This is a genomic window from Sorangiineae bacterium MSr11367 (assembly GCA_037157805.1).
Lineage (GTDB): Bacteria > Myxococcota_A > Polyangia > Polyangiales > Polyangiaceae > Pendulispora > Pendulispora rubella.
Window position 1 is genome coordinate 6995676 of sequence record CP089983.1, and the last position, 23550, is coordinate 7019225.

Sequence of the window (23550 nt, forward strand, 5' to 3'; positions counted from 1 at the left end):
ATGTCGACGCGACCTCTCCTGCCCGTTCTGATCGTCGGCGCCGGTCCCATTGGGTTGGCCACGGCATTGGCGCTCTCCTTTTACAAGATTCCATTTCAGCTCTTCGAGGAGGACGGCACGCTGTCGCTCGACACCAAGGCGGGCACGGTCCTCACGCGCACACTCGAAGCGTTTCGCCGCTACGGCGTTGTCGACGACGTGCTCGCGCGCGCCCTGCGCATCGACGAAATCGGTTTCCACGAACGTGCAACCAACGCCACACGCGACTCCGTGCGCACGGAGGTCCTTCGCGACGAAACGCGCTATCCATTCGTCATCAATCTGCCGCAGCATCATCTTGAACCCATCCTCGCGGCAAAACTCGAGGCGAGCCCTTACGGCCGCATGCACACACGGCACCGGCTGACGCGCTTCGATCAACGAGCCGATCGCGTCGTCGTGCACCTCGATACGCCGGAGGGACCTCGCGAAGTCGAAGGCTCGTATCTGCTTGCGTGCGACGGCGGCCGCAGCATCGTGCGCCAGCAACTCGGCGTCGAGGTCGAGGGCAAGACGCTCGACGTGCGCTACCTGCTGGTCGACTTCAAGGTCGATCTCGATATCCAGAACACCCGAGATTATCCTTATCTCGCCTATTTCTCGGACCCCGAGGAGTGGATGATACTCGTGCGGCATCCGCACTGCTGGCGCTTTCTGTTTCCGATCGACCTGAATGGCCCAGAGCCGGACGAAGGGCAATTGCTCGCGAAGGTGAGGCGCTTCATCGGTGACGTGACGAACATCGAATACCTCGGCAAGGTCGTCTACCGCGTGCATCACAGGATCGCGTCACGATGGCAGGACGGGCGTGTGCTGCTCATGGGCGACGCCGCGCATCTCATCACGCCGATGTGGGCCCTCGGGCTGAACACCGGCGTGCTCGACGCGATCCACTTGCCGTGGCGGATCGCATGGGTGCTGCGCGGCTGGGCGGACGCGAGCCTGCTTCACGGCTACGAGCGCGAGCAGCATCCGATTGCCTCGAACGGCTCGGGCGAAATGGCCGAGTCGGCGCGCCTCGCCATGTCGTGCGAGGGCCAGCTCGAAGACGCTCGTGGCGACAACGAATGGGGCAACGCTTGCACGCGCATGCTCCTCGGTGTCTCGCTCGACGTGACCGGCCATGGCGGGGGCTCGATGGTGAAGCGCGGGACGACTGCGCCGCCGATCCAAGTCGGCGATCGCGTTCCCGACTGGGAGCTGCACGACGCGAATGGCCGCGCGCTGCGTTTGCACGACCTGACCGACGACAGCTTCGTCGCGCTCTATTTCGCGGACGCGCGGCGCCGTCCGAGCATCGCGCCCACTTCGTCGCCCGCCCTGCGGCATCTTCTCGTGTCGCGCTGGGATGCGCCGCTCGATTCGGGCTTGCGGCCGAATGCGCTGCTCGACCCGGGCAACCTCCTGTTCAAACGGCTCGGTATCCCAGCGGATACGCTGGTGCTGATCCGTCCCGATGATCACATCGCCGCGATCTGCCCGATGGGCAGCACCACGGCGGACGCGCTCTATGAAGCGGCAACCGGCAGCTTGCCGCCCCATCCGCCGAAAGGAAGCACACCATGACGTCACCGAAAGCCACCGGCCTCGCAGCCTTTGGTTTGCGGGTACCGAATCTCGATGAGGCGATACCGTTCTATACGGCCTTCGGACTCCAAGGCGGCATGCAAGGCGCGGTCGCTCGAATGAAGAGTCCAGGGCGTCAGGAGACGGAGGTCTACCTGTCGAAGGACACGTCGAAGCGGCTGAATTTCCTATCGTTCGCGATCGCGCCCGGAAGCGAGCCCGCGTTTCGCCGGCATCTGGTGTACCACGGCATCCACGAGCGAGGCCGCCCCGATCCGGCGTTCCCGGTTGGCATCTGGTTCAAAGATCCGTGGGATACATGGATCAATCTGGTGCCGCGCATCGTGCAGTCGGCACCGCCCGTGGCCAGCATTCCCATGAATCTTGGTGCGCAGCCTGCCCGTGTCGACGTCGCCATGTGGCAAGAAATGACTCCGCGCCTGCCATTGAGGCTGGGTCACGTGCTGATCTTCACGGCTGACTGGGAAGCCGCCGAGCGATTCTATGCGGACGTGATTGGCTTGCGCACCACCGATCGCACGTCGGGAAAGGTGGCGTTCATGGCCGCCGGCGAGGGCATGGTCGATCACCACTGCTTCGGATTGATCCGCAGCTCGCACCGAGGATTTCAGCACGCGAGCTTTCATGTGCCAACGCTCGACGACATCGCCATGAATGCCGGCCGGATGCGCGACGCGGGCTATCGGCAAGGATTTGGCCCGGGACGTCACGCCATTTCATCGAACCTCTTTCACTATGTGCGCGATCCGTGGGGCAGTTGGATCGAATACTACGCGGACATGGATAAGATCACCGAGGCTTGGGTGGCGCGCGACTGGAACAATCGCCCGTACATCTGGGGGCCGGACTGGTCGCCCGAATTCTGGGCCAAGGAAATGAACACCAACCTCGAGCCGGCTTGAACGACGGTGGACGCGATATCACTCGATGTTCACGCTCATTTGCTTCCAGCCCGCGTAGGGGTCGACGGCCGCGTCGTCGGGATGGCGTCCCTGTTCGATCCGGGCGCGCTGCTACGCTGGATGGATGCGCAACGCATTGCCCGCGCGTGGATCTCCGTGCCGCCGCCCGCCTATCGGCCGCACCTGGCCGAGGCCGATGCGCTGCACTGGGCCCACGATCTGAACGACGGGCTGCGCGAGATGGCCCTGGAAAGCGGCGCGCGCTTGCAGGCGCTCTTGCATCTGCCGCTCGAGCATCCCCACGCCGCGCTCGCGGTGCTGGCCTCGCGCGGGCGGGGCGATGCAGCCGTGGCGGGCTACGCCGCGTCGACGACGGTGCCCGAGGGCACGCTCGCGGACGCCACGCTCGATCCCGTGTGGGCGGCGCTCGATGCCCAGCGGGCGTTTCTCTTCCTGCATCCGGGCGAGTGCACCGATCCGCGTCTCGGCCGGTTCTATTTGCAGAATCTGCTCGGTAACCCACACGAGACGGCGGTGGCCGCCGGCGCACTCGTATTCGGCGGCGTGCTCGAGCGCTACGCGGCGATGCAGGTGTGCCTCGCGCATGGCGGCGGGACGGTGCCGGCGGTCGCGGGACGCTGGCAGCGCGGATTCGACACCGCGCGCCCGGGCGTGAATCCGAGCCTGGAGGCGCCGCGTGCCGCGCTGCAACGGCTATGGGTGGACTGCATCACGCACGACGCCGCGGCGCTGCAATGCGCATGCGCCACCTTTGGGGAGCACCGAATGCTGTTCGGCTCGGACTGGCCATTCCCGATGGGACTCCCCGAGCCAAAGGAGCCGTGTGCGGCGCTGCCCGACCCAACCCGGCACCGTATCTTTTCCGAGAACGTCCGCGCACTGCTCGATCTGGTAACCTAGGCCCCGATTTGACCATGAGAGAGCGTGACTACATCGACGCGGTCGTAGCCGAGTGGGACGAGCAACGGGTTGGCAAACCTATCGGCGGTGTGGCGCTCATGCTGCGCATCATCCGCATCGGCGGCATCCTCGAGCGCGAGCTCGCCACACTCTGCGCACGCTACAACCTCAAGCCCGGTCAGTTCCAGGCATTGGCGGCCTTGCGTCGCGTCTACCCACGCACGCTCACGCCCTCCGAGCTCAATCACGGAACGCTGCTGACGTCCGGCGCGATGACACCGCTGATCGACCGGCTCGAAGAAAAAGGGCTGGTCCGGCGGCTCGCGGATCCGGACGACCGCCGGGGCGTGCGCGTCGAGTTGACCCGCGCGGGGCAAAAGCTCATCGACGAGGCGCTCGAGGCACGCATCGAACGACTCACCGAGCTCGTGGCGCAGCTGGGCGAGGGCGAAGTCGTGAAGTCATCGACCGCCCTGCGCAAAATCATGCTGCTGCTCGAAGGTCCCATGGAGAGCAGCACGCAGTCCTGACACGCGCGCGGTGAATGCGATGGGGCGAACGGGCGTCCAACGCACGATGCCGCGGTCACTGCTTCTTCTCGCTCCCCTTCTCGCGGCGTGCGCCCGCCCCCCGGCCGCGATGCCCAAGGGCACCCTGACCGAGCGCGAATACACGGCGCTCCATGACAGGGTACGCGCGGAGAACACGCGCCGCGTCGCGGAGGCGAAGGAACGAATTCGCGCCTTGGGCTACATTTCCGCGGCGGACGAAGAGCTTTCCGTGGGATTCGAGAGTTACCGCTGCACGGATTCGTCGTCTCGCCTCCAGGGAGCGGATATCCCCATTTACGCCGAGGTGCGGCCGATGACCGTGACGCTCCGACGACGCGGGGCGCCCTCGATGGAGTTCGAGGTCAACGCGGGCCGTGTCTGTGACTTCTTCAACGACAAGGCGTTCTCGCTGCGCGTGGTCAAGCCCGACGGGACCGGCGCCTCCATCTACAAGCTGCCGCTCCACGCCCAGCTCATGAGAGACCGCAACCAACGTTTGGTGGAGGTCTACATCGTCCCGCATACCGTGTCGCGCCGCGTTCCCGTTGCCAGGACAAGGTGCTATCGCGGCCACGGCATGCCGCACGTGGCCCCCTCGCCGCTCGAAACGGTTCCCATGCGCCGCTTCCTCCTGCTCCCCTCACCGGATCTTCCGCGCGTGCAGTTCGGCGTCGATCACGAAGAGCTCCTCGAAGAAGACGTCGAGGCCGCGTGCACGGAGTACGTCGACATTCCGAGCTGAGAGCTGTGTGAAGCTCGACGAACAGGCGTGGGTGGACAGCATGCAGTCCGTGGACACGCGTGTGAGGAAACGAGCAAGCGGTCGTCGCGAGGGATTGCCGTTTGGCGCGGATCGGCTCATACAAGGAAAAATGGCCGATAAGAGATATCGGATGGAGCGACTTCGTTTCACCGCGTTGATGCGTATCGTTCGGGATTCGCGTGGCGTGTCCGCCATCGAGTACGGGCTGCTTCTCGTTGCGATTTTGCTTCTCGTGGCCGGTGGGTACCGCGCCCTCGGAAAGCGCAATGCTCAGACGACTCGGGTCGCCGAGACCACGTTCCACGGAGGTGCCGATTACACGCCGCCATCCGGCGGTGGCGGAGGCGACACGATTTGCGATGGTCGATCGTGTGGCGGGCCCGGCGCTTGTTTCGTCGCAGGAACGCTGGTAGCGACCCCGTCGGGTGAGCGCCCCATCGAGAGCCTTCACGCGGGCGAGCTCGTTTTCGCCCGTGGCGAGTTCGACGATGCGGTGACGGCGCGAGCCATTACGAAAACCTTCGTGCGCCCGGCGCCTTCGCTGGTGGACGTGCACGTGGTCACGCCCGACGATGCGAGAGAGAGCGTTCGCTCGACGCCGGACCATCTCTACTTCGCGCGGGACCGTGGATGGACCGCGGCGGCAGAACTCACCAGCGGCGAAACGTTGGTCGATCGCACGGGCCACGAAGTTCGCGTGACCAAGGTGGTGCGCATCGCGCAGGAGGCACCGGTCTACAACTTCGAGGTCGACGTCGATCACACGTACTTCGTCGGCCACACGGCGGTGTGGGTTCACAATCCGCCCGGATGCGGAGACCCTCCGGCAGGAGGCAGCGATCCCGCCGGTGGGAGCACGGGAAGTCCGGGTACGTCGCCGCCGCCGGCCACGGGACCACCGCCGATCACGGGCCCCGTCTTCGGAGGGATGGCGCCCGGAGCCACGCCTCCCGCGCACGAGAGCATCCCGGCCCCGAGCGATGGGCCCGGCCTGATTGGCGCGGAACAGACGGCGCAGAACAACGTCAATTCGGCGCAGCAGAAGGTCAACACCTGGCAGACGAAGATCAACAACGTCGACGCCCCCGGCTCGAAGGTTCCCGACGACAAGAAGGACAGCGTACGGAACAAGTTCCAAGAGAAGCTCAACGAGGAGCAGGCCAAACTCGCCAAGGAACAAGCCAAACTCGACGCGGCGCACGCGGCCGCCGAGGCGGCGCACATTCACGACACGCTCAACCGCATCGATCACAACAACCCGCCGTCGGGCGTGTTGGGCCAGCAATGGGGCGTGACGTTCAACAACACCGGTCGACCTCCGGCCAGCGATCCGACGGGTACGAAGATCCCCGATCTACCGCTGGGCGGCAGTTACAAGGAATACCGCGTCAACCCTGGGCCCGGCGACAACTCCGCCGGAGGCCGCCGCATCGTCATCGATACGAAGACGGGCGACGTGTATTATTCACGCACGCACTACGGCGACCACGGAGATCCGGCGTTCGTCAAAATTGCAGAGGGTGACCCGAGGTTCAAAGGAAAGTAGCCCAGTGAATTTCACGAGCGGTGTCCAACGGGTGGCCCATCTCGACGTGGCCGCGACGCGTGAAGCGGCCGCGGAGCAAGGGGTGGCGGTGTACGAGCTGCCGAGTTCCGGCATCACCGACTACGTGGCGTTTTTCGATTGGATTCGCGCGCACGTGCCGCTCAGTCCTCCCATCCGGCGCGCGGGGAGTTGGGATGCGCTGAAGGATTCGCTGTGGCAGGGTCTCTTCGATCTGAAGCCGTCCCGCATCGTGTTCATCTGGCCGAACGTCGATGCCATGCTCCCCGCCGACGATCGCGACACGGCCCTGTTCATCTTGGGCGACGTCGCCGCCAACCTCGCAAACGCCGCCTTCACGCAGGGTCATCCGAAGGTCTTCACCATCCTCGCCGGCCCGCTCCGCGTATCCTAAGGGTCATGCGCCTGCCCGTCGTTGCCTTGCTTCTTCTTCTCGCCCCAACCTTGGTCGCCTGTCCACCCGAGCAGAAAAAGGCCGCCCCCTCCCCGCGTGACGCGTGCACCCGCATCGGCGAAAACTGCGAGGTGTCCCCAGGCAAACTCGGAACATGCGTCGTCAAAGACGGATGTGCACCGCCGTCTCCGTGCTTTACTTGCCAATCGCAGCACTAATCGTACTCAAGGCCAGAACCACGCCCAGTCCGCGGGGACCGCTCCGAAGTGTCGTATTGCCGCGACGACCTCGGTGGTGTTGCGCCCATCTAGCCAGCGCATGATTTGGTCTTCCCCCTTGCCCATGCGCCGGGCAATGCTGACTTGGATGCTCGCCGGGATAAAGAATCCAGGGCGGTCGCAGGAAGCCGTACGCTGCAATCTCGTCCGCGATGGCGGTATCCAAAAGCTCGTTGCGTCTGGCCAATAGTTCGTTGTCGCTCGGCATACGGGATTCCTCCGCCTCAGACAGCCATGGAACTGGACAACCCGTTTTACCGCGCCTTCAGCGGGCGATGCATTGCGACGGATCTCACGTTGTTCCATTCGGGGTCGCTTCCTCGCAACCCGCTCACGACGGCCGATCTGCCTGCGTTCATCGCCGAGCAAGACATTTTCTACATCGGCGGTGGGAACACCGCCAATGCGCTTGCACTCTGACGTGTGCACGGCCTCGATCGCCTGCTGCGCGACGCCTGGAGTGCGGGGGCCACGTTGTCTGGCGTCAGCGCGGGCATGCTCTGCTGGTTTCAGTGCTCGGTCAGTGACTCGTCAGGCAAGCCCGCGGCGCTTCAGGATGGGCTCGGGTTCCTCGAAGGGAGCGCGTGCAGGTATGACGCGAGCGATCCAGGGCGCCGGGCGGAATACCATCGCCTGGTCGCTACGGGCCAGCTTCCCAATGGCTATGCCGCCGACGATGGCACTTCGCGCAGGCCAGCTCACGGAGGAGCGCCTGCCCACTCGATTCTTGGGAGCCTAGTCGATGGCCGACGAGCCGCCTCGCGGCACGACGCGAAAACCCTGTACCGTGGCACGTTGCGACGCCATGATTCGTCGAACGCGAGAGGTCGACGCGCCATCCTTCGTTTCGCGAGGAGGCTCCGCGTTGGCAAGATAGATCCCGTCAACGCGGAGCGCAGTATCTACTCGGTATCCGAAGCTTTCCGATGGTCAACGATGGTGTCCGGGCCTGGGCTCATGATCGTCTCATGTCCGTTTTCAGCCCTCACCCGGTACGGCGGCGAGCCGTTTGGGCCGAGCACTTCAACGATCTCGACGACATGATCCTTTTGGCCGACGACTCGGCCGTGCACGACGAGTCGATCCCCTTTGCTTGCATGCATGAAGGCCTCCTTGGTGACCCGATCATCCTTTCGAAAAGGGACGTTGATCGTCAATTCCCAAAAATGACATCCGCGGAGCCTCATGCGCATCCGCAGCTCGAAACCGCCCTTCTCGACAAAGCAACACGTGCCTACGCTGCTCGAGCGTTGGCGGGGCCATCGCTTTGAAGCCAAACGCGAGCTTTGATGTTTCGCGGCTCACCTCGAAAAACACGAATACCGTACGATGTTATTTGTAAAAGGTCATATTCGATCCGACGAACCACTACGTGACGGGCGGCGGCGGGCCGGCGGGGTCCGCCGATGCCATGGCCAACCTCGGCCATGATGCAGAACGGCCGCCGAACGACACCGGCCCGCGTGCCCAATCGGACGTGCGTGTTGCGGAACGGCTTGGTTTGCGGGAAAAGCTCAGGCGATGGCGCCGCCGCCGTCGACCCGCACCGTCGACCCGGTGGCGAAGGGCGTCGCCGCGAGGAACAGCAGGGCGTGCGCGATGTCGTCCGGCTGACCGATGCGACGCGCAGGAAGGTGTTGCGCGGCACGTGTGAACATCGCCTTGCGCTTGTCGTCGGGCATGCCCGACCAGAGAGGGGTCTCCACGAGACCGGGCGACACTGCGTTCACGCGCACGGGAGAGAGCTCCAGCGCCAGACCTCGAGCCAGCGCTTCGAGCGCGGCATTGATGGCGCCCTGGAGAACCGCAGTCTCCGAAGGCCGCACGCTCAGGTACCCCGAGACGAAGGTGAGCGATCCTCCGTCGTTGATCTTGGCGGCACGCGCAAGACGGTATGCGCCCCAGAATTTGCTCTCCATCGCCTGCTTGGCCTCGTCCATGGGGAGTGCATGCACGGATCCCGTCGGCGTCTGCGCGGCCGAAACGACGATGTGATCCCACGCGCTCTCGGCGGAGAAGAATCGCTCGAGGGCGCGCTCGTCCCCGGTGTCGAGCACGACGGCGCGGATCTCGTGACCAAGCTCGGCCCGCGCCGCGGCGAGTTTCGTTTCCGATCGCGAGGCGATGGTCACCGAGCTGCCGATTTCCGCAGCGGCCATCGCCGTGGCCAGGCCGATTCCGAGCTGCCGCCAACGATGAGTACACGAGCACCTTTCAATCGATCGAGCATCCGAGCCTCCTTTTTTTGCTACTGCGGCTCGAAACGTAGACCTTCTCGATTTGGAAGATTATTCCGCTTCATGGGGAATCATCCTCCACCAATTGGAAATAATGGGACCGCGACGTCAGATGCGACGCTCACGGCCCCTCTGACCTTACTTAAAGACGAGCGGCTATCCCCGGGGCAACCGGGCGTCCGTTCGTCCCTTCCGGGAGCGACGGCGCGGGCCCCTCGGGTGTCCCGGACTGTCCCGGACAGGCCCAAGGTCGTCCGGGACAGGGGAGCGCGACGCGGATCGGCTCATTTTTCGCTGGGTGAGGCTTGGCCTCGAATTGGCAATGCCTCAACTCAGACCTTGGAGCGAGCTGCTCCGGACATCTCACTGGCAAGGTCGCAGATCAAGATGATGGGTTGCCGCAAGGTTTGAGTGGGAGGCAACAGCCCTCCGCGTGCCTCCGAAGGCAGGGAACCAACGCCCAACGGCGTCCAGCTAGGGGGAACAACACGTGGGGCGGTGAAGGGAGGCGCAGCGGGCGCGGACCGGTGGCCGAATTCCTAGTTGGGGACGCTGCAACAACTGCTCGCATCCACCGGACTTTCTTCTACCCTCATTTTTTTCTGGCAGAGAGAAATGCCAGAAGAAGACCGTCTGAGATTGCGCGGAGCGCGCGATTTCGCACCCGTTTGTCCGCCCTCCGCCCTCCGCCCTCCGCCCTTGTTCCCCATGCGAGCTCCCGTCGCGCGTCAGCCCGAGAACCAGGGGCGCCTAGCGCGCCCGCTTCAGGAAGGCGCCGGGTGTGAGCCCGACGAGCTCCCGGAAGTCGGCGATGAGGTGCGCCTGATCGTAATAGCCGGAGTCGGCGGCAATGCGCGCCCAGTCCTTCGAGTTCGACGCCATCTGTACTGCACGCTGCAGGCGAACGGTCCGCGCGAAATCCTTGGGCCCGATGCCGATGCTCTCGGTGAAGGCGCGGCGAAGATGCCGCGCCGTGACGCCGAGCCGATCCGCCACGCTCTCCACGCGAACCTCGTCGCCCTCGAGCAAGCGAACCGCGCGGCGAGCCAGCCGTGCCGATGCAGGCTCGAATGTCTGGCGGGTGCGAAGAGCGACCGCATCGGAGATCCGGTCCAGCACCTCCCGCAAGCTTCGCGCCGCAAGGAGCTCGAAGCATAGGTCGCCACCCGAAGGGCCCCAGATGTCGTCCAGCGGCACGATCCGGTCCGTCAGCGCGTTCGCGGGCACGCCCAGCAGCGACGCCGACCAACCCGGCTTGAACTGAAGGATCACCGCCCGCGCAATGCCGGTTGCGTTCTTGAACAGCGCCCGGGTGCGCGGACCCGCGACGCACACGTCCCCTTTCCGCCCCTCCTCGAGCACGCGAAAGACGAGGGTCGTTCTTCCATCGGGCAGCCGATCGACGGGACGTGCGCATCCTGCGACCGGCACGAACGCGCGAACATCTTCAACGAAGCGGGAAAGCGAGAACGTCGCCGGTGCGGAGTCCATCGTGCGCAGCACCCTCGTACTTTGGGGCGTTCACGGCGATCGTTCAAGCGAGCGCAGAGGGAACGATGAAAATGTCCGGTCCTTCCAATCGAGGAGCGGCGACGGGAGGTACGAATCACCGTCATGAACGAACCGCTTCCCACATCCCTTCGCGCTTCCACGGCGGTCCTCTCGATCAGCCCCATCGTGCTGCCCGTGCCCGGCCGCGCCGTCGATCTTCAGGTGCGCGTCTCCGCGCCCGTAACCGGAAAGGACCTTCCTATCATCTTGCTCTCGCACGGTCACGGCCCCTCCAACCACCTCTCCTCCTTGAACGGCTACGCACCACTCGCCCATTACTGGGCCGCCCACGGCTTCGTCGTGATTCAACCCACGCATCTCGACTCGAAGACACTTCCCTTTCGTGGCTCGGATCACCCCGACGCTCCTTTGTTCTGGCGATCGCGGGTCGAGGACATGACGCGCATTCTCGATCGACTCGATGCGATCGAGGGCGCAGTCGCAGGGCTCGCCGGGCGCCTGGACCGCGACAAGGTGGCGGTCGCCGGGCACTCGATGGGCGGACACACGGCGAGCCTGCTGCTTGGCGCGCGGCACAAAGATCGCCACGAGGAAGTGAACCTCGCCGAGCCGCGGATCAAAGCGGGCGTGCTGCTCGCCGCGCCCGGCCGAGGGGACACCCTCAGCAAGTTTGCGGCCGAGAACTACCCCTTCTTTTCGACCATCGACTTCTCCACCATGACCACGCCCGCACTCGTGGTCGCCGGCGACAAGGACGACTCTCCCCACTTGACGGTCGCGGGCGCCGACTGGCACGCCGATCCCTACGTCCTCTCCCCGAGCCCCAAGTCTCTGCTCACCCTGTTCGGCGCAGGTCACGGACTGGGCGGGGTCTCGGGGTATGACGTCGCCGAGACCACGGACGAGAACCCCGAGCGCGTGGCCGCCGTTCAACTTCTCACCTGGGCGTATCTCCGCACCGCGCTCCATCCCGGAGACCCCGCGTGGCCGAACGCACGGAACGCGCTGACCGGAGCCGCCACCCCGCTCGGGCGTGTCACGTTCAAATAGATCGCGACATGGGCGCGCGTGGTGGCGCGAAGCACCGCTCGCTGCGTCCTGCGGGCCGCTCACGGAAATCGTCGCGCGCGCGACGGCCGAATAAGAAACCCTGGAATGGCCCGTATTGGGCGTCCAGAGCTCATCATGGTCTACCGAGTCGACTATCTCTTCGCGCTTTTGCTTGCAGGCGGTGTCTTGGGCGTCCTCTTGGCACGCCGCGCGCCCGGGCTCACGCCTGCTCGGGCAGCGCAGTACTATTTCGTCGGCTCGATGCTTTTGCTCGGGGGCCGGTGCCTCGTTTGCGTCGTTCGAAATGCGATGGCGAGTGGGCCGTGGTCGATGCTTGCCGCGGGTTTCAAGGACGCGGCGGTCGTGTTTCTCGGGGCGCTGATCGGTGGCGCGGCGGCGTCGAAATCGGCGAGGTGGGCCGTGCTGAGCGAACCGCCGGTGCTTTCCGCGCTCTGCATCTCCACCGGCGTCTCGTTCGCGATGCCATTTGCATTCGGAAGCTCGCCATCGTGGAAGGAGATGGCCTCGTTCTTCACGCTATCGGGATACTCGACGCCGCTTCTTCGCTTCATCATGACCGTGGAGGTTCTCGGCGGCCTCGCGCTTCTCGTGGACTGGATGGTGCCGTTCGCCGTCGTGGGTCTTACGCTCGACATGTTCGGCGCCATCTATACGCATGCGTACAACGGCGATTCGATCCACGACGATATGGATGCCTTCGAGCGCCTCGTGCGTTTAGGCCTCATCGCGACGCTCTGGCTCCTGCATCGGCGTCGGAGCGTGCCGGGCCAACGAAGCCCCTTGGTGGATGTCGCCATGGGCGCGGTCGCCTGTGCCGTGGCCGCGGTCGCAGGCGGCACCCTGCTGCACGCCCAAAAGCCTCCCGCTCCCTCGGCGCCCGCGCCGGCCGACGGATTCGACTATTTCGCCGGTGACTGGAGCTGTGCGGGCCAATTTGCGTCGGGCAGACCGATTGAATCCGATGTGCATTTCGAAAGGACGCTGAATGGCGGAGGCCTCCTTTTGCGGCACGATGATCGGCCGCCGAACCAGTACCATGCCGTTGCACAATGGCTTTCTGGCACGCCTACCTGGACGGCGACCGTGCACGATTCGTTCGGTGGAGCACGCGCATTCCATACCTCGGGATGGGATGGCGATCGCCTCGTGTGGGAAGGAATGGATCTAGTTTCCGAGACGCCGCGCATGCAGCACTTCATCTTTCAGCGCCTCGACCCGACCCATTTCGAATCGAGTTACGAGGTCGAACGCACCAGCGGCGACTATCGGCACGTCGACCGCATCACCTGCACACGGACCTCGCCCGCCGGCGAGGCCAAGTGACTCAGGTGGCGACGTGGCCCAGTCCCATTCGTCGCAACAAAGCGGCGATGCGGTCGACATGGCCCTGACATCGACGTCTCCGTCCAATTTGCCGGCCGACATTTGCGATACGCCTGGTACCAGTGATTTGACCGTGGAGGCGGGGACGTCGAAGTACCTCTTTCCCGGGGTCGCGGACACCTGCGACGCGCGAATCCCTCAGGAGCCTCCCCTGCTTCCCATCTGCATCCGCAAATTCGCGAACGTGACGATTGCGGGGCAACTTCTCGTAGAGTCCCAGAACGTCGCGGTGGCGATCGTCGCGACGGACACGTTCACAGTGGCCGGATGACGCGCGAGGCGGACCGCCCGATTCTCAATGGGGTCCAGGCGACGGCGCAGGCCACATCGGCCCGGGCGCGAATGGTGGACCTCCCAGCTCGGAGCCTCCCCGCGGTAGCGCCTACGGTCCCACGACAGGCACGCAGCTCGTGGCCGGAGCCAAAGGCGGCAACGCCCGTCGTCCCATGTTCGGCGGTGGAGGTGAAGGCGGCCATGGAGGTGGCGCGCTTCAGATTGCCGCATGCCGCGACCTCGTACTGGCGGGGCGACTCTCGGCGAGCGGTGACGGTGCCTTCCAGGGGCAGGACGGCTACGCGCAGTCGTCGCACTCGCCATCGGGGACGGACGGTGGTGGAGGCGGAAGCGGAGGTACCCTCTTGGTCGAAACGACCCGCGTCCGCCGGATTCCTACGGTGGTGGGGTAGGCGGCGGCGGCGGTGCGGTGGGACGCATCGTGATCAACCTGCCCGAAGGAGTCTCGTTGCCGGCGCTCGGCATCGATCCTCCGCCGGCCATCGGCACCGTCGCCACCCACTGATTCACGGCAATGTCACGGACAGACGACCTGCGGGCATCCTGCCGCGCACGTACCGGTGGTCGCGCCACAGGGCATGCAGCAATACGTGCCGGACTTGCAATTCCAATCGCTCGTGCACGAGGTGGGGGCGGCGGATTCACTTTGTTCGGTTCGAAGCAATTCGTTCACTTCGTTGGAATTCGGTTCGACGTCCGCCTCGCTCGACGTTGCACTGCTGCACGCGGGCAGCCACGCGAAGAGGGCCATGAGGGCGGCGATGGGGGCGTAAGCACGATTTCGTCGATTCATAGGGATAGTCCTCGTGAGAATTCGACGTTCCATCCTTTGGAACGCTTCTGATGTCCTATACGGACGTTCCCGAGGATCCCTTTATGACATCCAGGCATTTCGAGGCGGTCTCGAGAGACCATTCGCAAGAATATTGCAGTTGTGGCGCTAAACGTCATCGTCGTTCCGTGTGAACCATGCCGCCACGGCATCGACGAAAAGGCGCGTCTTCGGAACCAGCACCCCGCCCGGCGGAAACACCGCGTGAACCTTGACGCTGGGCGGCGTCCAGTCGCGCAAGACCGGCACCAACTGGTTCGTCGCCAGGTACGGCGCGACGAAATAGCGCGGCGACCGAAGGACACCGGCTCCCGCCACGGCGGCCCGGGCCGCCAGCTCGAAGCTGCTCACCGACAACCGCGGGGAGACCACGAGGCTTCGCCGCTTCGAGCCGGCGACGAACGCCCACTCCATCGGCCTGTCGCCGCGCGGCACGATGATCGTCGCGTGGCGATCGAGATCCTCGGGGCGCTTCGGCGTGCCGCGGTGCTCGAGGTAGCGCGGACTCGCATAGTAGCCGCCCGTGCACGAGCCGAGTCGCCGCGCAACCAGCGACGAGCCCGCGAGCGCGCCCACGCGTAGGCCAAGGTCGTAGCCTTCGCGCACCAGATCGATCGTTCGCAACGACGTGTCGAGTTGGACCGAAACCTCGGGGTAGCGCGCCAGGTACGGCACGACCACGCCCTCGAACAGCGCCCCCGCGAGCGACGCCGGCATCGTGATGCGCAAGAGCCCGGTCGGCTTCGACTTCGCGAGCTCCACGACCGCATCGGCGTCACGTGCAGCACCGAGCGCCCGCTGGGCGTGCTCGAGGTACGCGCGCCCCTCGTGGGTCAGGCGGAGCGTGCGCGTCGTGCGGACCAACAGCGAGACACCGAGCCGGGCCTCGAGACTCTGCACCCGCAGGCTGAGCGTGGCCTTGCGCGCGCGAAGGGTGCGCGCGGCGGCGGTGAATCCATTGGCCTCGACCACCGCGACGAACGCGGCCAATTCTTCGAGCGAGCTTCCGGATTGGTACTCCATCCGTGCCAGTATTGTGCTCTGGGCGTGGATTGTCAGCTTCGCTTCGCGAGCGCACGCTCATGCCCACCCTACATGCCGTCACTGTTCAGCGAATTCTCACTCAAAGGCATCACACTCAAGAACCGCATCGCCGTCTCGCCGATGTGCCAATATTCAGCCGAGAACGGCGTGCCGAATCCATGGCATGCCGTGCACTTGGGCGCGCGCGCCATCGGCGGTGCCGGCCTCGTCATCGCAGAAGCGACGGCGGTGGCGCCGGAGGGGCGCATCACGCCGGGATGCACCGGCTTGTGGAACGATGCGCAGGCCGACGCCTTCGCGCCCATCGCCGCATTCGTGAAGCGCTGCCAAGCGGTCCCCGGCATCCAGATCGGACATGCCGGCCGCAAGGCCTCGGCCAACCTTCCCTGGGAAGGCGACGACCACATGGCGCCGGATGACGAGCGCGCCTGGCAGCCCATCGGCCCATCGCCGATCGCGTACGGCGACAACCTGCCGCGCGTTCCACTCGCGATGAGCAAAGACGACATCGCGCGCGTCCGGACCGATTTCGTCGCGAGCGCCAAGCGCGCGCTGGCCGCCGGCTTCGAGTGGCTGGAGCTGCATTTCGCACACGGCTATCTGGGCCAAAGCTTCTTCTCCCCCATCGCCAACAAGCGCACCGACGAGTATGGCGGCAGCTTCGAGAACCGCATACGGTTCCTCGTCGAGACACTCGCTGCCGTGCGCGAAGTCTGGCCCGAGCGACTTCCCTTGACCGCGCGCCTCGGCGTCTCGGACTTCCATCCCGAGGGCCAGTCGATGGAGGAATCCGTCGAACTCGTACGGCGCTTCAAGCGCAATGGACTTGATCTGATCGACGTCAGCCTCGGCTTCAACTCCCCCGACGTCTCGGGCGTGCCGTGGGGACCAGGCTTCATGGTGCCCCTCGCCGATCGCATCCGGCGCGAAGCGGAAATCCCCACGGCCGCCGGTTGGTTCCTTCGCGAGCCCCAGCAGGCGCAGGACGTCATTGCGAATGGCCAGGCCGATCTCGTCGTCCTCGCTCGCGCCGAACTCGACGATCCGCACTGGCCTTATCATGCGGCCAAGGCACTGGGCGTTGCGATACCGCACACGGTACTACCGCCCCAATACGCGCATTGGCTCCAAAGAAGCTAGCGGCCCGGCGACTGCACAGTCGCGACGTCGCGAATCCATCTCAATCTGCCCAGCATCCGCAGTGCCCAGGTATCATTTCCGTCGTTCCAGTTCAGGGCGCGGCTCCGGCCGGGTACATCGTTCTGGACAATCCGAGCAAAACGGCTGGCACGCCGTGGTTGACACCGGCGTCTCCCGCCGATACGAAACTCATCGTACGCCCCAACGATCGGGTGGGCGCGACGAATCTCGTCGTGGGTACTTCGGACGTCTCGGTCACGGCGGACCAATTCGTCGAGTTTCAACTCAACTTTACCGGTTCGCCCGGCGGCCAACGAACCGTGACCCTGCCTGCGGTCAACACCGGGCTCCGTGGCATCTACAACGGCACGGACAAAGATCTCGCCTTCAAGGTTGCGGGAGGCAGCCAGACGGTTCTCGTGTCGCCGAACACGCGAACGCTCGTTGGCTCGACGGGCAAGGAAATCTTCAAGGCGACCTAGCCCGTCGTTGGCGTGTGCCGGAAGCGGCGAAGGAGTCGTTCGTGCTCGGCACGAAAAACGTCCCCATCGCCGCTCATGGGCATCGTAACGGTGCGGATACTTCTTCAGGAAAGGACGATATCACCCTCGACTTCGGAGAGGGCGAAGCGCGCCATGGCGAGGTTGGCCTTACCGCGGTCGAGCGCAACGTAGAAGAAGATGCTGGGGCGGTTCTTGAGCGGGCGGATGATATGATATTGCTTGCCGAGCGAAATGAGGATGTCCTCGATGTCGTCGCGCAGGTTGAGCGCCTTCATCGCCTTGCGCTTCGCCCGGACGACCTCCGAGTTCGCCGCGGCTGCGAGCTCGAGGTTGATCGGCCCGCCTCCGAGGCTGCCGAGACACATGCCACTCTCCGAGTCGACGACCGCAGCGCCCACGAAGCCCTCGGTGTTCTCGATTTTGCCCAGCGATTCCTTGATCGTGTTTGCCATGCCTTTTGCTCTTCTCCGTTAATTGCCCATTTGTATTTCGAATCGACACATCATCAAAATTCGCACCTTCGCACGCCCTACCTCAGTGGTTCAGGGTGCTCGTGCAAGGCATCGCGGCGTGAACACGCGCGTGCGACGTCCGGTTCCAAAACAGATTATGTACAAGTCGTGCCTTGTCAATGCACGCTTCGATGACCAGACGCAATTGTGTAGTCGCGCGAGGGTAGCCCACGCAGGCTCGGAGCCGTTGTCTCGACAGACAGGACACCGGCGAAGGCTCGTTGCGAGTGTTGAGGTCTCCGATCGCAAGAGCTCGATTTCGGCACCTGGACGCTCTGCACGGAGCACGCGCAAACCCCCGTGTTCTGCCGGTCGCGGTACCGGTAAAGCGTCAATTTTCTCATGTGGCCGAGAGTCAAAATATTCACGGACCGACGAACTGCCGAGCCTCGGCGGTACATGGCGATTTCCGACTGGCGATAATTGCCAGTGTGATTCGTCACTAGCCAACTTCGATGAATCGATTGCAACTCGATGGTGCGTTCATCGCAGCAATCGCCTTGCCTCGGACGAGCCAGGGGGCCTAAAATCGCGGGGCGAGATGGCGATGGGCACGGCTGAGCACGCGGCGAGATTGAGCGGGACGGTATTCGTTTCCGGCACGCGAATGCTCTACGTGGGCCCTCTCGTTGCCACGGAGCACCACGCACACCACGCGGCCCAGGTCGTCATCGCGCCGCAGGGGCTGTACATCGAGGACGGTGCCAACGGACGCATTCACACCCGCGCGGCCGTCATTCCCCCGCGCCGGCTCCACGGCCATAGCGCGTGTGCACATGCCGCGCTGCTGTTCCTCGACGGAGACGAACTGGCGAGCCGAAAGCTTTCTCGCGATGCCGACCCCCGGTGCGAGACGTGGGGCCGCGCCCCATTCGACGCGAACGTCCCGCGCGATCCCACGCCGGAGATGGCCCGCGCTCTCTTGGCGGCGATCCTCGCCGCCATCGACCCGCGTCAGCCACCGGAGCCGCGCCACCCGGCGGTACGGCGGATGTGCGCGTACCTCGACGGATCCGACCACGTCAACCTCGCGAGCGTGTCGCAGGAGGCCGGGCTCTCGCCGCGGCAGATGCGCCATGCTTTCGCGCAGGACATCGGGCTCCCCATGCGTGCGTATCTGCGCTGGAAGCGCTTGCGCCGAGCCATCGCCGCGGTGGAGGCGGGGGCGAGCTTGAGTGCCGCCGCCACCTCCGCCGGGTTTGCGGACAGTGCCCATCTGAGTCGCGTCTTCCGGGAGCAATTCGGGATCACGCCCACCCAGGGGCTGAGCTCCATCACGTGGCGGACGCTCGACTGACGAGGAACTCGGGGAGTCCGTCCCTCCGACGCGGCATCCCGCATTGGTACATGATGGCGTCCACGTTTCCGCGATGATGAATCGTGTGGGTGAGCACGTGCCCGATCATGGTGGCGGCGCTCATGCTCACCACTTTTCCGTCGGTAAAGCGCACATCGCGAGGGCGCGAAAGCTCCTCGGGCTGGAGCGATGTCGCGATATCCACGTACCAGCGGTCGATGGCCTCGGATGCGCGATCGAGCTCCTCGAGCGTGGGAAGCACGGCGCTCTGCGTGGACTCGTAACCGTGCGCCCTCCCCTCCAGGTGCGCCTGAAAAATGCGGCTGACGACCTGGACGTGGTCGAGGACCCGCACGATCAAGTCTGCGCCATTCTGGGATTTGAACGAATCGACTTCGCGAAGGGCGCCAAAGAGCTGGCGGTTGGCCCACGCGAGGTGTGTAACGAGCGTTTGGAGCATGCTTCCGAGCGTAGGCCGCGATGGGACCGTGCGCTTGAACGCAACGGCGGACTCCGACGGACGACCACCTGGAAGCGGTCGGCACCGTCGTCAAGGCCGGACGCACGCTCACCGTCTGCCATCTCGATGTCTTCGGAGTGCAGAGCGGTGAGCGAAAGCTCGTGGCGACGGGCCAGCAGACGCTGATCTGCCTCCGCCAGGAGCCCGAAATGAATCACGCGTCGGCGGCGTCCTGATCGACCAGGCGGATATCGATCTCCAGCGTCCCGCCGAGGATCGCCGCGTAGCGACGGCATACCTCGATGGCCTCGTCCATTCCCGAGAGCGTCATCACGGCGAATCCGCCGAGTAGCTCCTTCGACTCGGCAAACGGACCGTCGACCATGCGCATGTCGTTGTTCGTGAACACGAGCCGCTTCGCTTGATGGCTGGGTCGCAGTTGCAGCGTTTTCACGAGCACGCCGGCCTTGGTCATTTCGGTCTTCAGCCGCGTGAGGTCGGCCTTCTGCTTCGGGGTGCGCCCGCCGGATTCGGTGGCTTCGTCGGCCTTGTCGATGAGAAGGAATTGAAGCGGCGGGTTCGCCGGCGGGGGCATCAGCCCGATGTCCCAAGGCTCGTTCACCTTGCCGAGCTCGATCTCGCCGTTGCCGAGAATCTTGCCATAGCGCTCCGCCCAACCGATGGCCTGCTCCCGCGTCTCGACCTTCAATTGCAGCGTCGCCGAAGGCAGTTCGCGCTCGCCCTGGTAGGGACCGTGCTTCACGGTGCAATGCCCGTCGCGGAAGAGGAGGCGCGTGCGTGACGCGCTCCCACTCAGGCCGGCGCCGTCGACGAAGCGGCCCGTCTTGGCGAACTCGCCGATGAATTCGCCCATCTTGGTGACCAGATCCATTGGCGGCGGTTGCCCTGCTTCGGTTTGCGGATCGTTCTTGTGCATGATCATGAAACGCATGTTCGACTCCTGGGTGGGCCAGCAACCGCCGGCCATTCCATGACACGACGAACGACGCTCGGGTCAAGCGACAAGACGGACGATCTTTTTGTAACCACCTGAAACTACTACACTATTCGAACGGTCGACTTTTTCGTGCGACAAGGCCGGGCGGCGTGGCTCTTAAGGCGCGAAAGGAAGGTTCGACATATGGAAAGGTCCAAAAACCCCGCGTTGCTTGGCCCGGCCGTGCTGGCGGCCACGCTGGCCGTGGGGTGCTCCGCGGCCGATGGCGGCAACGATGCAACCCTGGGAGCGGATGCCATCGCCGCGGCGGACGGCAGCCTGCTCTGCACCAACGCCTCGTTCGCGCCCGGGGTGGTGCTCCCCGTCGACTATCCGTACGCCACGATCGCCAAGGGCGACTTCAACGCGGACGGACGACTCGACCTGGTGATGCCCGAGTACAACAGCTACAGGGTCAAGGTGTATTACGGGAACGGGAACGGCACGTTCTCGGAACCGCGCAGCTTTCCCACCGGAAGAAGTCCCAAAGAGGTTGCGGTGGGTGACTTCAACGGGGACGGCAAGCCCGATCTCGCGGCCGTCACCGAGGACGGCGTGAACGTCTTGCTCGCCACCGATGGCGGTTCGTTCTCCCCTGCGATCACCTACTCCTTGGGTGAATCTCCAAACTCGATCACCTCGGGCGATTTCAACGGCGACGGGCGCATCGATCTCGCCGTATCGAACTCGCGGGACAGCTTCAGCGTTCTTCTGGGCGACGGATTCGGCGCATTTTCAGGCACGATGCACTATCCCACGTCCCTCTTTCCGAAGAGGATCCGTGCGGCCGATTTCAATCGCGATGGCAAATCGGACATTGCCCTCGTCCAGTACGACGGTGTCCTCGTCATCCTCACGGCAAAGGACGATGGTAGCTTCTCGGCCAGCACCTCATATGCCAATTACAATTCTCTCGAGATCGGCGACTTCAATGGGGATGGAAACCCCGACGTGGTGGGCACCGATTACTCCAACCTCAACGTCATGATGATCAACGTCATGATGGGCGTCGGAAATGGGACCTTCTCGCCAAAAACCTCCTACCGAGCCGAAAACAAGCCCGGCCCCGTCTCCATCGGCGATTTCAACGGCGACGGCAAACCCGACCTCGTTGCTTCCGACACCGGAACGGGCGACGCGAGCATCCTGTTCGGGCATGGAGATGGCACCTTCTCGGATCCGAATACGTATCCTTCGGGCGGTTTCGACCCCACCACGAGCGTGACGGGCGACTTCAATTCGGATGGGCGCTCGGATTTCGCGATCGTAAACCGGGGTTCATCTCGATCGGCCATTTACGTCTCCCTATGGGCCGAGCAAGGAACGCTCTCGCAGAAGGTCAGCTACCCGGTTGCAGGCAGCGCCGACTCCCTCGCCACGACCGACTTCAATGGGGACGGGATCTTCGATCTTGCGGTCGCCGTTTCCGACCTCAATAGGGTGAGCGTCCTGCTCGGCAACGGATCGGGCGGCTTCGGGGCGGAGCGCTTTTATGCGGTCGGAAGCAGACCCGGATCGGTCGGCGCCGCCGATTTCAACCGCGATGGCAAATCCGATCTGGCGGTCGCCAACGTGGACGGCAAAAGTGTGAGCGTCCTGCTCGGCAACGGCGATGGAACCTTTGGGACCGCCACCAATTTTCCGACGTTCGCGCGCACCGAGTTCGTGCGAACGGGCGACTTCAACGGCGATGGTAATCCGGATATTGCGGTCGCCACCCTCAGCACCGACAGCGTCGGCCTTCTACTGGGAAACGGATCCGGACGATTTTCCCCCGTCACCACGTACGTAGCCGGGGACGCGCCAACCTCGCTCGCCACCGGAGATTTCAATGCGGACGGGAAGCTCGACATGGCGGTCGCCAACAGCGGCACCAGCGACGTGAGCATTCTTTTGGGCAAAGCGACGGGAGGTTTCGCGGTTCCGACGAAAACGACGACGGGGCCCCAGCCTCAATCGCTGACGACGGGCGACTTCAATGCGGACGGCAAGCTCGATCTCGCGGTCGCGAATGCCCTGGATGTAAGCATCTCATTGGGAAACGGCGACGGAACCTTTTCGACCTCGGCGACGAGGTACACCATTGGACGCCCGACGGGGGAAATCGCAATGGGTGATGTCAACGGGGATGGGAAAGCCGATTTGGTCGCGTTGGGCGGCGGAAAGGCCAGCGTCCTGCTTGGAAAGGGAGATGGCAGCTTCCAGGCGCCGATCCATCACCAGGTCGACAAGACGGCGTTGGGTCTCACCATGGGCAAATTCAATGCGGATGACAAATGGGATATCGCCGTCACCAACACGCCCCTGCCCTTTACCAGCAAGAGCTACGTAAACGTCTTGCTCGGGGCCAACTGCGGAATCTGATCCTACAGCGCCCAGCTCACCTTGGCCCCGCGCGGTCCGGGATCGGGCATGGGCGTTTCTTTTAGAGCCTCCACGAGGCAATCGATGACCGGGGCGCCCTCGCGCGCCCCTTCCGGAGGCGGCGCGATCCCAACGGCCACGATGTGACCGTTGGTGAGGTTGCCCTTCTTTCCGTGCTTCGGCGCCGCCGGCCGTTTCCGCGGCGGCTTGTGGCCATTCTTCGCCTTCGCGACCGGGGGCGCGGGCGGGGGCCCCGACGTGACGTAGGCCGTCACGTTGAAGATGCCCGCAACGCCCCCGCGGCAGCTCCGAAACTTTGCCTGCTTCGATGTGAGTGCGTCCTTCAGGTCGTCGACCGTCCACGCCAGCGGACTGCGGGCATTGCTCGGTACGGCAAACCCGAACGATTTCCGCACTTCGGCCTCGCCTCCCACGGGTCGTGGCCAGGTCGTCTCGCTCAACACGCGCACGAGGCATTGCTCGGTCACGTGATCTCCGAGCGATGTCTCCTCCACATAGACGTACCGTGCGCGCCCGTCTTCGCCGATGCGAAGCAAGAATTTCACATCGCCCGCCAGCCCACGGACGTGTCGAACGCGCGCGGTGTGACACCGCTGCAGCGATGCGAGCTGGCCGTCGAAGACCGCGTCGACGGCCCCCGGCTCGATCGAGCCAAGCTGCCCCTCGACCCGCATCGCGCGCTCGGGCTCGGGCGACGGCGCGACGGCGATGGCCGACGAGACTTCGGGCGCCGGCTGTTGCTCGCGCGGACGAGGAAGTGCAGAGCCGCCGCAGTGGGCCAGCCCGCAGCCTACGAAGAGAATCGCGAACGCGTGGTGGTTACGAGTGCGCAGAACTCCATTGTACCAATGTCGAGCCCACATTCGCCAGCCCTCTGCAGGGTG

General features: G+C 64.6%; 25 protein-coding genes. 16 read left to right on the top strand and 9 right to left on the bottom strand.

Annotation, left to right across the window (positions count from 1 at the left end; all coding sequences use genetic code 11):
- The 8 genes from LVJ94_26910 to LVJ94_26945 all read left to right on the top strand — a co-directional run bounded on the left by LVJ94_26910 (window position 1) and on the right by LVJ94_26945 (window position 7419).
- Entirely contained in the window at window positions 1-1605 is a 1605-nt protein-coding gene (locus tag LVJ94_26910; GenBank protein WXB00541.1) for an FAD-dependent monooxygenase, read from the top strand.
- Complete coding sequence (locus LVJ94_26915) at window positions 1602-2528, top strand: VOC family protein (GenBank protein ID WXB00542.1); 927 nt, start codon at window positions 1602-1604, stop codon at window positions 2526-2528. Before LVJ94_26910 ends, LVJ94_26915 begins: the two co-directional genes overlap by 4 nt.
- Before the next feature lie 81 nt (window positions 2529-2609).
- A complete protein-coding gene (locus tag LVJ94_26920) occupies window positions 2610-3449 on the top strand; it encodes an amidohydrolase (protein WXB00543.1) in 840 nt (279 codons plus the stop codon).
- A gap of 14 nt (window positions 3450-3463) precedes the next feature.
- Window positions 3464-3979: a MarR family transcriptional regulator gene (locus LVJ94_26925; GenBank protein ID WXB00544.1), complete on the top strand. Its 516-nt coding sequence runs from the start codon at window positions 3464-3466 to the stop codon at window positions 3977-3979.
- A gap of 46 nt (window positions 3980-4025) precedes the next feature.
- Window positions 4026-4742, top strand: a complete 717-nt coding sequence (locus LVJ94_26930; GenBank protein ID WXB00545.1) for a hypothetical protein — start codon at window positions 4026-4028, stop codon at window positions 4740-4742.
- Between the two features lie 151 nt (window positions 4743-4893).
- Entirely contained in the window at window positions 4894-6309 is a 1416-nt protein-coding gene (locus LVJ94_26935; protein ID WXB00546.1) for an HINT domain-containing protein, read from the top strand.
- Between the two features lie 4 nt (window positions 6310-6313).
- Window positions 6314-6721, top strand: coding sequence for a barstar family protein (locus LVJ94_26940; GenBank protein WXB00547.1), 408 nt, complete (start codon window positions 6314-6316; stop codon window positions 6719-6721).
- A 512-nt stretch (window positions 6722-7233) separates the two neighbouring features.
- Window positions 7234-7419: a hypothetical protein gene (locus tag LVJ94_26945; GenBank protein WXB00548.1), complete on the top strand. Its 186-nt coding sequence runs from the start codon at window positions 7234-7236 to the stop codon at window positions 7417-7419.
- Window positions 7420-7901: 482 nt separating this feature from the next.
- Here the strand turns inward: LVJ94_26945 and LVJ94_26950 are convergent, their stop codons facing one another.
- The 3 genes from LVJ94_26950 to LVJ94_26960 all read right to left on the bottom strand — a co-directional run bounded on the left by LVJ94_26950 (window position 7902) and on the right by LVJ94_26960 (window position 10727).
- Window positions 7902-8156, bottom strand: a complete 255-nt coding sequence (locus LVJ94_26950) for a DUF1918 domain-containing protein (GenBank protein ID WXB00549.1) — start codon at window positions 8154-8156, stop codon at window positions 7902-7904.
- 357 nt (window positions 8157-8513) lie between these two features.
- Window positions 8514-9158 (bottom strand): SDR family oxidoreductase, encoded by a 645-nt coding sequence (locus tag LVJ94_26955; GenBank protein WXB00550.1) that lies wholly within the window; start codon window positions 9156-9158, stop codon window positions 8514-8516.
- Window positions 9159-9986: 828 nt separating this feature from the next.
- Window positions 9987-10727, bottom strand: a complete 741-nt coding sequence (locus tag LVJ94_26960) for a helix-turn-helix transcriptional regulator (protein ID WXB00551.1) — start codon at window positions 10725-10727, stop codon at window positions 9987-9989.
- 123 nt (window positions 10728-10850) lie between these two features.
- Here LVJ94_26960 and LVJ94_26965 point away from each other — a divergent pair, with 123 nt between their 5' ends.
- From LVJ94_26965 to LVJ94_26980, 4 genes are all read left to right on the top strand, one after another.
- A complete protein-coding gene (locus LVJ94_26965; GenBank protein WXB00552.1) occupies window positions 10851-11798 on the top strand; it encodes an alpha/beta fold hydrolase in 948 nt (315 codons plus the stop codon).
- A 105-nt stretch (window positions 11799-11903) separates the two neighbouring features.
- Complete coding sequence (locus tag LVJ94_26970; GenBank protein WXB00553.1) at window positions 11904-13142, top strand: DoxX family protein; 1239 nt, start codon at window positions 11904-11906, stop codon at window positions 13140-13142.
- 13 nt (window positions 13143-13155) lie between these two features.
- Window positions 13156-13473 carry a hypothetical protein gene (locus LVJ94_26975; protein WXB00554.1) on the top strand — a complete coding sequence of 106 codons (318 nt, stop codon included), beginning with the start codon at window positions 13156-13158 and terminating at the stop codon, window positions 13471-13473.
- Window positions 13474-13612: 139 nt separating this feature from the next.
- On the top strand, window positions 13613-13888 hold the full coding sequence (locus tag LVJ94_26980; GenBank protein ID WXB10836.1) for a hypothetical protein: 276 nt from the start codon (window positions 13613-13615) through the stop codon (window positions 13886-13888).
- Window positions 13889-14013: 125 nt separating this feature from the next.
- On the opposite strand, the gene LVJ94_26985 is transcribed toward LVJ94_26980, so the two are convergent.
- Window positions 14014-14289, bottom strand: a complete 276-nt coding sequence (locus tag LVJ94_26985; protein ID WXB00555.1) for a hypothetical protein — start codon at window positions 14287-14289, stop codon at window positions 14014-14016.
- 147 nt (window positions 14290-14436) lie between these two features.
- On the bottom strand, window positions 14437-15351 hold the full coding sequence (locus tag LVJ94_26990) for a LysR substrate-binding domain-containing protein (GenBank protein ID WXB00556.1): 915 nt from the start codon (window positions 15349-15351) through the stop codon (window positions 14437-14439).
- 72 nt (window positions 15352-15423) lie between these two features.
- On the opposite strand from LVJ94_26990, the gene LVJ94_26995 reads away from it, so the two are divergent.
- Both LVJ94_26995 and LVJ94_27000 read left to right on the top strand, forming a co-directional pair.
- Window positions 15424-16512, top strand: a complete 1089-nt coding sequence (locus LVJ94_26995; GenBank protein WXB00557.1) for an NADH:flavin oxidoreductase/NADH oxidase — start codon at window positions 15424-15426, stop codon at window positions 16510-16512.
- A 233-nt stretch (window positions 16513-16745) separates the two neighbouring features.
- Window positions 16746-16994 (top strand): hypothetical protein, encoded by a 249-nt coding sequence (locus tag LVJ94_27000; GenBank protein WXB00558.1) that lies wholly within the window; start codon window positions 16746-16748, stop codon window positions 16992-16994.
- A gap of 104 nt (window positions 16995-17098) precedes the next feature.
- On the opposite strand, the gene LVJ94_27005 is transcribed toward LVJ94_27000, so the two are convergent.
- Complete coding sequence (locus LVJ94_27005) at window positions 17099-17467, bottom strand: hypothetical protein (GenBank protein WXB00559.1); 369 nt, start codon at window positions 17465-17467, stop codon at window positions 17099-17101.
- A 607-nt stretch (window positions 17468-18074) separates the two neighbouring features.
- Here LVJ94_27005 and LVJ94_27010 point away from each other — a divergent pair.
- Window positions 18075-18824, top strand: coding sequence for an AraC family transcriptional regulator (locus tag LVJ94_27010; GenBank protein WXB00560.1), 750 nt, complete (start codon window positions 18075-18077; stop codon window positions 18822-18824).
- On the opposite strand, the gene LVJ94_27015 is transcribed toward LVJ94_27010, so the two are convergent.
- Together LVJ94_27015 and LVJ94_27020 are read right to left on the bottom strand one after the other, a co-directional pair.
- Window positions 18802-19284, bottom strand: coding sequence for a DinB family protein (locus LVJ94_27015; GenBank protein WXB00561.1), 483 nt, complete (start codon window positions 19282-19284; stop codon window positions 18802-18804). The two genes, LVJ94_27010 and LVJ94_27015, sit on opposite strands and share 23 nt — an antisense overlap.
- Window positions 19285-19498: 214 nt before the next feature.
- On the bottom strand, window positions 19499-20236 hold the full coding sequence (locus LVJ94_27020; protein ID WXB00562.1) for a YciI family protein: 738 nt from the start codon (window positions 20234-20236) through the stop codon (window positions 19499-19501).
- 189 nt (window positions 20237-20425) lie between these two features.
- Here LVJ94_27020 and LVJ94_27025 point away from each other — a divergent pair, with 189 nt between their 5' ends.
- Window positions 20426-22645: a VCBS repeat-containing protein gene (locus tag LVJ94_27025; protein ID WXB00563.1), complete on the top strand. Its 2220-nt coding sequence runs from the start codon at window positions 20426-20428 to the stop codon at window positions 22643-22645.
- 2 nt (window positions 22646-22647) lie between these two features.
- Here LVJ94_27025 and LVJ94_27030 read toward each other — a convergent pair whose 3' ends face one another.
- Entirely contained in the window at window positions 22648-23529 is an 882-nt protein-coding gene (locus LVJ94_27030; protein ID WXB00564.1) for an AgmX/PglI C-terminal domain-containing protein, read from the bottom strand.
- Window positions 23530-23550 lie beyond the last annotated feature (21 nt).